General features: G+C 61.5%; 9 protein-coding genes. 5 read left to right on the top strand and 4 right to left on the bottom strand.

The annotated features are described in order from the left end of the window. Positions 1–21 precede the first annotated feature (21 nt). Positions 22–2,019 carry a transketolase gene (gene tkt / locus K9857_RS17720; protein ID WP_224537875.1) on the bottom strand — a complete coding sequence of 666 codons (1,998 nt, stop codon included), beginning with the start codon at positions 2,017–2,019 and terminating at the stop codon, positions 22–24. Positions 2,020–2,290: 271 nt separating this feature from the next. Here tkt and K9857_RS17715 point away from each other — a divergent pair, with 271 nt between their 5' ends. From K9857_RS17715 to K9857_RS17700, 4 genes are all read left to right on the top strand, one after another. Further along, positions 2,291–3,286: an ArsR/SmtB family transcription factor gene (locus tag K9857_RS17715; RefSeq protein ID WP_224537873.1), complete on the top strand. Its 996-nt coding sequence runs from the start codon at positions 2,291–2,293 to the stop codon at positions 3,284–3,286. Positions 3,287–3,304: 18 nt separating this feature from the next. Further along, positions 3,305–4,495 (top strand): methionine adenosyltransferase, encoded by a 1,191-nt coding sequence (metK, locus tag K9857_RS17710; protein ID WP_224537872.1) that lies wholly within the window; start codon positions 3,305–3,307, stop codon positions 4,493–4,495. Positions 4,496–4,753: 258 nt separating this feature from the next. Beyond that, positions 4,754–6,433 carry an NAD-dependent DNA ligase LigB gene (ligB, locus tag K9857_RS17705; protein WP_224537870.1) on the top strand — a complete coding sequence of 560 codons (1,680 nt, stop codon included), beginning with the start codon at positions 4,754–4,756 and terminating at the stop codon, positions 6,431–6,433. Between the two features lie 81 nt (positions 6,434–6,514). Beyond that, the gene (locus K9857_RS17700) at positions 6,515–6,910 is read left to right on the top strand and encodes a DUF1090 domain-containing protein (protein ID WP_224537869.1); all 396 of its coding nucleotides are present in this window, start codon (positions 6,515–6,517) and stop codon (positions 6,908–6,910) included. Between the two features lie 166 nt (positions 6,911–7,076). Here K9857_RS17700 and K9857_RS17695 read toward each other — a convergent pair whose 3' ends face one another. Further along, positions 7,077–7,526 (bottom strand): c-type cytochrome, encoded by a 450-nt coding sequence (locus K9857_RS17695; protein ID WP_175376635.1) that lies wholly within the window; start codon positions 7,524–7,526, stop codon positions 7,077–7,079. Positions 7,527–7,654: 128 nt separating this feature from the next. Here K9857_RS17695 and K9857_RS17690 point away from each other — a divergent pair, with 128 nt between their 5' ends. Further along, positions 7,655–8,842 carry a murein transglycosylase A gene (locus K9857_RS17690; protein ID WP_224537867.1) on the top strand — a complete coding sequence of 396 codons (1,188 nt, stop codon included), beginning with the start codon at positions 7,655–7,657 and terminating at the stop codon, positions 8,840–8,842. A gap of 50 nt (positions 8,843–8,892) precedes the next feature. Here the strand turns inward: K9857_RS17690 and K9857_RS17685 are convergent, their stop codons facing one another. Further along, positions 8,893–9,276 (bottom strand): MAPEG family protein, encoded by a 384-nt coding sequence (locus K9857_RS17685; RefSeq protein WP_224537865.1) that lies wholly within the window; start codon positions 9,274–9,276, stop codon positions 8,893–8,895. A gap of 23 nt (positions 9,277–9,299) precedes the next feature. Continuing rightward, positions 9,300–10,133: an EamA family transporter gene (locus K9857_RS17680; RefSeq protein WP_224537864.1), complete on the bottom strand. Its 834-nt coding sequence runs from the start codon at positions 10,131–10,133 to the stop codon at positions 9,300–9,302. Positions 10,134–10,184 lie beyond the last annotated feature (51 nt).

Genomic DNA, 10,184 nt, shown 5'->3' with positions numbered 1-10,184 from the left:
CAGACAACGCAAGTATCGGACTTAGTCTTCCAGCAGCTCTTCAGCCTGACCCAGGATGTTTTCCAGGGTGAAGCCGAACTCTTCGAACAGGGCCGACGCAGGGGCCGACTCGCCGTAGGTGGTCATGCCGATCACGCGACCTTCCAGGCCGACGTACTTGTACCAGAAGTCGGCATGGGCAGCTTCGATGGCGATACGGGCACCGACTTGCAGCGGCAGGACCGCTTGCTTGTAGCCGGCGTCCTGGGCATCGAACACGCTGGTGCAAGGCATGGAAACCACACGCACCTTGCGGCCTTGCTCGGTCAGCTTGTCGAAGGCCTGAACGGCCAGACCGACTTCGGAACCGGTAGCGATCAGGATCAGCTCAGGCTCGCCCGCGCAGTCCTTGAGCACATAACCACCACGGCTGATGTCGGCGATCTGGCCGGCATCACGGGTTTGGTGCTGCAGGTTCTGACGCGAGAAGATCAGGGCCGAAGGACCGTCCTTGCGCTCCAGCGCGTACTTCCAGCTCACGGCCGATTCAACGGCATCGCCTGGACGCCAGGTGTCGAGGTTCGGGGTGCTGCGCAGCGCGGTCAGTTGCTCGATCGGCTGGTGAGTCGGGCCATCTTCGCCCAGACCGATGGAGTCGTGGGTGTAGACGTGGATCACGCGCTGCTTCATCAGTGCCGACATGCGCACTGCGTTGCGGGCGTATTCCATGAACATCAGGAAGGTCGCGCCGTAAGGCACCAGGCCGCCGTGCAGGGCAACACCGTTCATGATGGCGGTCATGCCGAACTCGCGCACGCCGTAGTACATGTAGTTGCCGCTGGCATCTTCGGCGCTGACGCCTTTGCAGCCTTTCCACAGGGTCAGGTTGGAACCGGCCAGGTCAGCCGAACCGCCGAGGAACTCAGGCAGCAGCGGACCGAAAGCGTTCAGGGCGTTCTGGCTGGCTTTACGGCTGGCGATGGTTTCGCCCTTGGCAGCCACTTCGGCGATGTAGGCGTCGGCCTTGTCGCTGAAGTCGGCCGGCAGTTCGCCGCTCAGACGACGGATCAGTTCGTTGGCTTCGGTCGGGAAGGCGGCGGAGTAGGCGGCGAAACGCTGGTCCCACTCGGCTTCGACGGCGCGACCGGCTTCCTTGGCATCCCACTCGGCATAGATGTCGGCCGGGACTTCGAACGGACCGTAGTTCCAGTTCAGCGCCTGACGGGTCAGGGCGATTTCCGCATCACCCAGCGGGGCGCCGTGGCAATCTTCCTTGCCTTGCTTGTTCGGCGAGCCGAAACCGATGGTGGTCTTGCAGCAGATCAGGGTCGGCAGCGGGCTCTTGCGAGCGGTCTCGATGGCAGTCTTGATCTCTTCCGGATCGTGACCGTCAACGTTGCGGATCACTTGCCAGTTGTAGGACTCGAAACGCTTCGGCGTGTCGTCGGTGAACCAGCCTTCGACTTCGCCATCGATGGAGATGCCGTTGTCATCGTAGAAGGCGATCAGCTTGCCCAGGCCCAAGGTGCCGGCCAGGGAAGCCACTTCGTGGGAAATACCTTCCATCATGCAGCCATCACCCAGGAACACGTAGGTGTGGTGATCGACGATGTCATGGCCAGGACGGTTGAACTGCGCCGCCATGACTTTTTCAGCCAAGGCGAAGCCCACGGCGTTGGCCAGACCCTGACCCAGCGGGCCGGTGGTGGTTTCAACGCCCGGGGTGTAGCCGAATTCCGGGTGGCCCGGGGTGCGGCTGTGCAGTTGACGGAACTGCTTGAGGTCTTCGATCGACAGGTCGTAGCCGGTCAGGTGCAGCAGCGAATAGATCAGAATCGAGCCGTGGCCGTTGGACAGCACGAAGCGGTCACGGTCGGCGAACGATGGATTGCTCGGGTTGTGCTTGAGGTAGTCGCGCCACAGCACTTCGGCGATATCCGCCATACCCATAGGGGCACCGGGATGGCCGCTGTTGGCTTTTTGCACGGCATCCATGCTGAGGGCACGAATGGCGTTGGCGCGCTCACGACGGCTAGGCATCGCTGTTCTCCTGCGGGTCTGAATCGAGAGTGAATAAAACGAAACGGAAAAAAGGCGAGCATTTTCCCTCACCGGGCCGCCTCGGGGCAATGACAGATAGTCATCTGAAGGCGTTTTTCCAATCGATAACGGCGCTTTTGGCGGGTGAAACCTTTCCGCCTTCCGTTTGTTGACTGAAGCTAACGCCAGGAAGTGCCATCTATCGAGCAATATCAAAACTTTTTGATATTGCTCTTGCGATGCTACCGGTGCCTGACTAGACTGCCGGCCCATGAACCTACGCGTGCCTTCCATTCGCCATGACGATTGCGACGAGCTGGCGGCCCTTTGCAAGGCCGGCGGCGATCCGTTGCGTCTGAATGTCTTGCGCGCGCTGGCCAACGACTCGTTTGGCGTGCTGGAACTGGCGCAGATCTTCGGCATCGGCCAGTCGGGCATGAGTCATCACCTCAAGGTCCTGGCCCAGGCCGACCTGGTGGCGACCCGCCGTGAAGGCAACGCGATTTTTTACCGCCGCGCCCTGCCCCACACCGATTTGCCGGGCGGCAGACTGCACGCAGCCCTGCTCGAAGAAGTGGACGAACTTACGCTGCCTGCCGATGTGCAGGCGCGGATCGCTCAGGTCCACGGGCAACGGGCCGCAGCCAGCCAGGACTTTTTCTCACGGGTCGCGGAGAAGTTTCGCGCCCAGCAGGACCTGATCGCCGGTCTGCCGCAATACGGCGACAGCGTGGTGGCCCTGCTCGACAAGCTGGGCTTCAGCGAAGGCGCGACCGCCATCGAAGTCGGCCCCGGGGACGGTGCCTTTCTTCCGGAACTGGCGCGCCGCTTCACGCAAGTCACGGCGCTGGACAACAGCCAGGCGATGCTCGAACTGGCGCGCCAGGTCTGCGAGCGCCAGGCACTGGGCAACGTCACCCTGCAATTGGCCGATGCCTTGAACGGCGTGAGTCTCAAGGCCGATTGCGTGGTGTTGAACATGGTGCTGCACCACTTCGCCGCACCAGCCGATGCGCTCAAGCACATGGCCAATTTGCTGCAACCAGGGGGCAGCCTGCTGGTGACAGAGTTATGCAGCCACAACCAGAGTTGGGCCAGGGAAGCCTGCGGTGATCTCTGGTTGGGGTTTGAACAGGACGATCTGGCCCGTTGGGCCACCGCTGCGGGACTCGCTCCCGGAGAAAGCTTATATGTAGGTTTACGTAATGGTTTCCAGATTCAGGTCCGCCACTTTCAGCGGCCGACTGGCGACACTCACCATCGGTAACTTCAGGAAAACATCGAGATGAGCGAATACTCCCTTTTCACCTCCGAGTCCGTGTCTGAAGGGCATCCGGACAAAATCGCCGACCAGATTTCTGATGCGGTGCTGGACGCAATCATTGCTGAAGACAAGTTCGCTCGCGTTGCGTGCGAGACGTTGGTGAAAACGGGCGTGGCGATCATCGCCGGCGAAGTCACCACTTCGGCCTGGGTCGACCTGGAACAGATCGTTCGTGACGTGATCACCGACATCGGCTACACCAGCTCCAACGTCGGCTTCGACGGCGCGACCTGCGGCGTGATGAACATCATCGGCAAGCAGTCCCCTGACATCAACCAGGGTGTCGACCGTGCCAAGCCTGAAGATCAGGGCGCGGGCGATCAGGGCCTGATGTTCGGCTACGCCAGCAACGAAACCGACGTGCTGATGCCGGCACCGATCACCTTCTCGCACCAACTGGTTCAGCGCCAGGCCGAAGCCCGTAAATCCGGGCTGCTGCCTTGGCTGCGTCCGGACGCCAAGTCGCAAGTGACTTGCCGTTACGAGAACGGCAAGGTTGTCGGTATCGACGCCGTTGTTCTGTCGACCCAGCACAACCCTGATGTGTCGTACAACGACCTGCGCGAAGGCGTGATGGAGCTGATCGTCAAGCACGTGCTGCCTGCCGAACTGCTGACCAAGGACACCCAGTTCCACATCAACCCGACCGGCCAGTTCATCATCGGTGGCCCAGTGGGTGACTGCGGTCTGACCGGTCGCAAGATCATCGTCGACAGCTACGGCGGCATGGCTCGCCACGGCGGCGGCGCGTTCTCCGGCAAGGATCCATCGAAGGTTGACCGTTCGGCGGCCTACGCCGGTCGTTACGTGGCCAAGAACATCGTGGCCGCGGGCCTGGCCGAGCGCTGCGAGATTCAGGTGTCCTACGCCATCGGCGTCGCCCAGCCGACTTCGATCTCGCTGAACACCTTCGGCACCGGCAAGATCAGCGACGACAAGATCGTCAAGCTGGTTCGCGAAGTGTTCGACCTGCGTCCATACGCGATCACCACCATGCTCGACCTGCTGCACCCGATGTACCGCGAAACCGCGGCGTACGGCCACTTCGGTCGCACCCCGGAAACCAAGACCGTGGGCGACGACACCTTCACCACGTTCACCTGGGAAAAAACCGACCGCGCCGACGCTCTGCGCTCTGCTGCCGGTCTGTAAGACTTCCCTGGCGGTACCAGAAGCCCTGCACGGTTTTACCGTGTGGGGCTTTTTTGTTGCAGACATTTGCCCCTTGTAGGAGCGAGGCTTGCCCGCGAAGGCGTCGTATCATTCTGCACAGATGTCGACTGACACTACGCCTTCGCGGGCAAGCCTCGCTCCTACGGGGGCCGGTGACATACGCGGAAATGTAGATGAACGCCCACCTTCTGAAACTGACCTAGCCTTCAGGCACCCCAATGAGCAAGGACGCTCACGATGCCCCTCTACCTGTGCCTTCTTTTCACTTGTCTGATCACCCTCGCCAGCCTCAACGCCCAAGCCACCCAATGCCCCGACTGGCCACCTGAACGCGCGGCAAACGAACTCACCGCCCTGCAAAACCGGATCGACCTCTGGGACGACAGCTACCACCGCGAAGGAAAATCCCTGGTCGCCGATGAGCTCTACGATCAATCTCGCGCGCGCCTTGCCCAATGGCGCCAATGCTTCAACAGCAAGGCACCCACTGACCCGTTGCGCACGGCGCGCGGCACGCTTGTTCACCCGGTCGCCCATACCGGTCTGGACAAACTGCAGGACGAAAAAGACGTCGAGCAATGGCTGCGTCACCGCAAGGACGTCTGGGTGCAGCCCAAGGTCGACGGAGTCGCCGTGACGCTGATCTACCGCGAGGGCCTGCTTGCCCAGGCGATCAGCCGCGGTGATGGTTCGCAAGGTCAGGACTGGACAGCTTCGGCGCGCCAGATCGCGGCCATCCCACGGCAACTCACTCAACCACTGGATCTTCTGGTTCAAGGCGAACTCTATTGGTGGCTGACCGATCACGTTCAGGCCCAGGCCGGCAGCCTCAATGCCCGCTCGACCGTCGCCGGTCTGATGGCTCGCAAATCCTTGAATGCAGAGCAGGCAAATGGCATCGGCCTGTTCGCCTGGGACTGGCCGGACGGCCCTACGAGCTTGCCGGAGCGCACGGCAACCTTGAATGAACTGGGCTTCCCAGACACCACTCACTACAGCCAATCGATCAGCACACTGGCAGACGCCCAACGCTGGCGCGATCACTGGTATCGCTCGCCCCTGCCCTTTGCCAGCGACGGTATCGTCCTGCGCCAGGCACAACGCCCGCCCACCGAACGCTGGCAAGCCAAACCTTCCTATTGGAGCGTCGCCTGGAAATACCCTTTCGCCCAAGCGCTGGCCGAGGTGCGCAAGGTGCACTTCAGGATCGGCCGAACCGGACGGATCACCCCGGTACTCGAACTGGCGCCGGTGATGCTCGACGACCGGCAAATCAAACGCGTCAGCGTCAGTTCTCTGCAACGCTGGCAAGCGCTGGACATCCGACCGGGCGACCAGGTCGCCATCAGCCTTTCCGGCCTGACCATTCCCCGGCTCGACAGTGTGGTGCTGCGCAGTACCGAACGAGCGGACATGAACGTACCCAACGCCACGGACTTTCATGCCCTGAGCTGCTGGCAGCCGACGCCGGGATGCGAAAGTCAGTTTCTCGCGAGGCTGGCCTGGCTCAGTGGCAAACAGGGGCTGGCCTTGCCCCATGTCGGTCCGGGCACCTGGGAAAAACTGATTAACGCAGGTCGCCTGAACGGCCTGCTGGATTGGCTGACCCTCGGTGCCCAAGAGCTTGCTAACATTGACGGCTTGGGCGAGCGCAGTGGCGCACGCCTTTCGACCAGTTTCGACGACGCCCGGCAGCGCCCTTTCGCCCGTTGGCTCAAGGCGTTGGGCATGCCACCGACAGGCCAGGCGCGCCTCGCCGATTCATGGCAGGACCTGACACAACGAAGTATTGAACAATGGCAGGCTGAACCCGGGATCGGTCCCGGACGCGCCGCGCAATTGAGCGCGTTTTTCCGCGACCCTCAGGTGCTGGCTTTGAGTGAAACCCTGAGAGCCGCCGGCATCGACGGTTTTTAGCGTCCGGGAACCCGCCAGTACCGATGAGCTCAAACAAGCCATTGCCGCAGAGAACCGACTGCCTTTTCACATGGAGCTTTTATGAAATTACTTTCACCGCTCGCCCTGTTGACCCTTTGCAGCGTGCTGGCCACCCCGTTGATGGCCAACGAAGAAGCGCCCGGGCTGACCGGCTGCGCCGCCAAGAAACAAGGCATCATCAATCAGATCGAACTGGCCAAGTCCCGCGGCAACGACAGTCAGTTGGCCGGCCTGGAAAAAGCCCTGAGCGAAGTCGACGCCAACTGCACCGACGCCTCGCTGAAGAAGGAGCGAGAGAACAAGGTGCTCGAGGCCAAGCATGAAGTCAGCAAGCGTCAGGCCGATCTGGACAAGGCCATGAAGAAAGGCGATCCGGAGAAGATCGACAAGCGCAAGGAAAAGCTGGCCCAGTCGCGCAAGGAATTGCAGGAAGCGGTGGACGAGCTCGATAAATAATCCGGACTAAACGCTCCATGTAGCAGCTGGCGAAGCCTGCGTCCGGCTGCACAGCAGTCGTAAACCCTGAGTGCGAAATATTCCTGAAATACCGCATGCTCTGATTTTACGACTGCTTCGCAGCCGGACGCAGGCTTCGCCAGCTGCTACAGAGGCAGCGCACCGATCAATGATCCCTGAACGCCTTATGACAAGCACTGCAAGCATCCTCGACCTTCTGCACCGCCGGACCCAGGTTGCTGGCCTTGTAGGGCTGGATCTGACTGGCGATCACCAGTTCGCCGGTGGCGCTTTCAAGATCGCGAGCCATTGCCTGAAAGCGTGCCTGCTGTTCCCATACATCGCTGGTCGCACTGGTGTGATCTTCTTCACGCACCTGCGGGAAATGCTTCCAGGGCTCGTGGGACAAGGCGTCGAGTTTCACCGCGCCTTCGGCGAATTTAGGCCCGTCGAAGGGAATGCGACCACGCAACATGCCACCCAGGTCTTCACCGGTCTTGAGCATTTGCTTGAAAATCGCCTTGCGCTGACCCAGCGGCGAATTGGGGTCGATCCCGCCGCACGCGGACAACGTCAGGCAGGCCAGCAATACAACAGAAAGTCTTTTGAGAGTCATGGTGGCTTCAGGTCACGGGAAACGGCGGCCAGTATCCTCGTGTCCTCGGCAAACACCAATAGCCCTAACATTAATACGGGTTGTCCGAGTGCATGGAGCACTCGGGCAGCCAGCAAAGGAATCACTCCATGAACAGCCGTTTCAAGGCCTGGCGTCAACGCCTTGCCCGCATCCTGCCCATCGCAGCCCTGCCGATGGTGGCCCTGCTCGCAGGCTGCACCGGTGGCGAAAAACAGCCTCCGAAAACCCACGCCCTGGCCACCTACTCCGCCGGCACCTGGGAAGCCCTGCCGGCCGTGACCGACAACGACCTCGTCGCCGGTTTCGGCTCCTGGCGCAGCGCCTGTACGCGACTCAAAGCCGACCCGGTCTGGGGCGGCACCTGCGCCGCGGCGGCGAATGTGCCGCAAACCGCCAATGATATTCGCGGCTTCCTCAAGCAGAACCTCGATGTCTACGGCCTGCGCGCCGCCAACGACAACCCCAACGGCCTGATCACCGGCTACTACGAACCGGTCTATCCCGGCAGCCTGACCCAGACCGCCAGCGCCAACATTCCGGTGTACGGCGTGCCTGAGGACATGATCATCGTCTCCCTGGACAGCATCTATCCGGAACTCAAGGGCAAGCGTCTGCGCGGCCGCCTTGAAGGTCGGGTGCTCAAGCCCTACGACGATGCGGCAACCATTGAAAGCAAAGGTGTGAAGGCGCCGGTGGTGGCCTGGCTGACCGATCCAATGAACCTGCAATTCCTGCAAATCCAGGGGTCTGGGCGTATCCAGCTCGACAGCGGTCGCCAGTTGCGCATCGCTTACGCCGACCAGAACGGTCACCCCTATCGACCGATCGGCCGCTGGCTGGTGGAGCAAGGTGAGCTGAAGAAAGAAGACGTGACCATGGGCACCATCGCCGCCTGGGCCAAGGCCAATCCGTCGCGTATTCCGGAACTGCTGGGCAGCAACCCGAGTTATGTGTTCTTCACCCGCAACCCCGACAGCAACGAAGGTCCTCGCGGCTCGTTGAACGTGCCGCTGACGGCGGGTTACAGCGCGGCGGTGGATCGCAAGGTGATTCCGCTGGGCAGCCTGTTGTGGTTGTCCACGACCCGACCGGATGGCAGCGCGCTGGTGCGTCCGGTTGCGGCGCAAGACACCGGCGGCGCAATCACCGGCGAGGTTCGCGCGGATCTGTTCTGGGGTACTGGAGATGCGGCCGGGCAGTTGGCCGGGGACATGAAACAGCAGGGGCAGATCTGGATGTTGTGGCCAAAGGGGGCGGCGTTGCCGCAGGTGCCTCAAGTCGCTGACAAGCCCTGAAGATCAAAAGATCGCAGCCTTCGGCAGCTCCAGGCTGCGATCTTCTGTTGCTACATCGACACCACAAAAAACGACACGATCAAACCTGCCCCCACGAACCACACCAGCGATCGCAGAATCGCCCAATCCGCCAGGTAGCAAATGATGTAGAGCAGCCGGCTGGTGATGAACATCACCGCCAGCACATTGATCGTCACCAGCTCGGCATTTTCCACCAAATGCGCCACCAGCACGGCGGCCGCGAACGCCGGGGTGATTTCAAACCCGTTCAATTGCGCCGCATGGGCGCGCCGGGCCAATCCGTTCAGCGAATCAAGGAAGTCTCGCGGATCGTGGTTGTCGTCCAGGCGATAACCGCCAGCGACCTTGGCAACGAGCGTGCACAGATAGGGCAGGATTATCGCGATCAAAATGCACCACAGAGCAACCGTCATAGAGCAATCCCTTCTTCAGGTTTTCAGAATTTCATCACCAGCATGCCGATCAATACCAGTCCACAGGCTAAGAGCCGCGGCCGGCCAAAAGGTTCTTTCAGGTAGCGCATGCCGAACAGCACCACCAGGATCACGCTGATCTCGCGCAGGGCCGCCGCTTCGGCAATCGAGCCCAACTGCATGGCCCACAGCACCAGAGCGTAGCTGAACAACACGCAGAACCCGACCGCCAGACCCAAACGCCATTGCTCGCGCCAGAACAGCCGGAACGCCGGTCGCTTGCGCACCCAGGCCAGCAACGGGAACGGCCAGGCACTGAGCAGCGTCACCCAGACCAGGTAATCCAAAGGATGCGACCAGCGCCGCAGCGCCTGGCCATCGATGAAGGTGTAGCAGCCGATGCACAGGCCGATCAGCGCCACCACCGGCAGCATCGACCACGGCAGGCGCGCACCGCCTCCGCCCTGCCACAGCAGGCACAACATGCCCAATGGGATCAGCAGGATCCCGAAGATTTGCTGATGGGTCAGCACCTCTCCGGCAAAGATCAGGGTCAGCGCCAGCACCACCAGCGGTGACAACCCGCGCATCAGCGGATAGACCAGCCCCAGATCGCCCACCCGATAGGCCTGGATCAACAGGTAGCGATAGAGCAACTCGAAGGCCGCCGAAGCCAGGATCCACGGCCAGATTTCCAGCGGCGGCAGTTCCACGAACGGCAACATCACGATCACGAACAGCAGCGCCACGCTGTCCATGCAGGCCACCACCAGCAGCCGTTCGGCGCTGAACTTGATCAGGGTATTCCACGCCGCATGCAACAGCGCCGCCACCAACACCAGAGCCGTCGCAAGCACGGCATACTCCTTGTTTAATTACCCCCGCCTCCTGTAGGAGCGAGCACGCTC

This window comes from Pseudomonas sp. REP124 (assembly GCF_020164475.1).
Lineage (GTDB): Bacteria > Pseudomonadota > Gammaproteobacteria > Pseudomonadales > Pseudomonadaceae > Aquipseudomonas.
The sequence above is the reverse complement of the archived record's forward strand: the minus strand, read 5'-3'. Positions and strand labels throughout refer to the sequence as shown.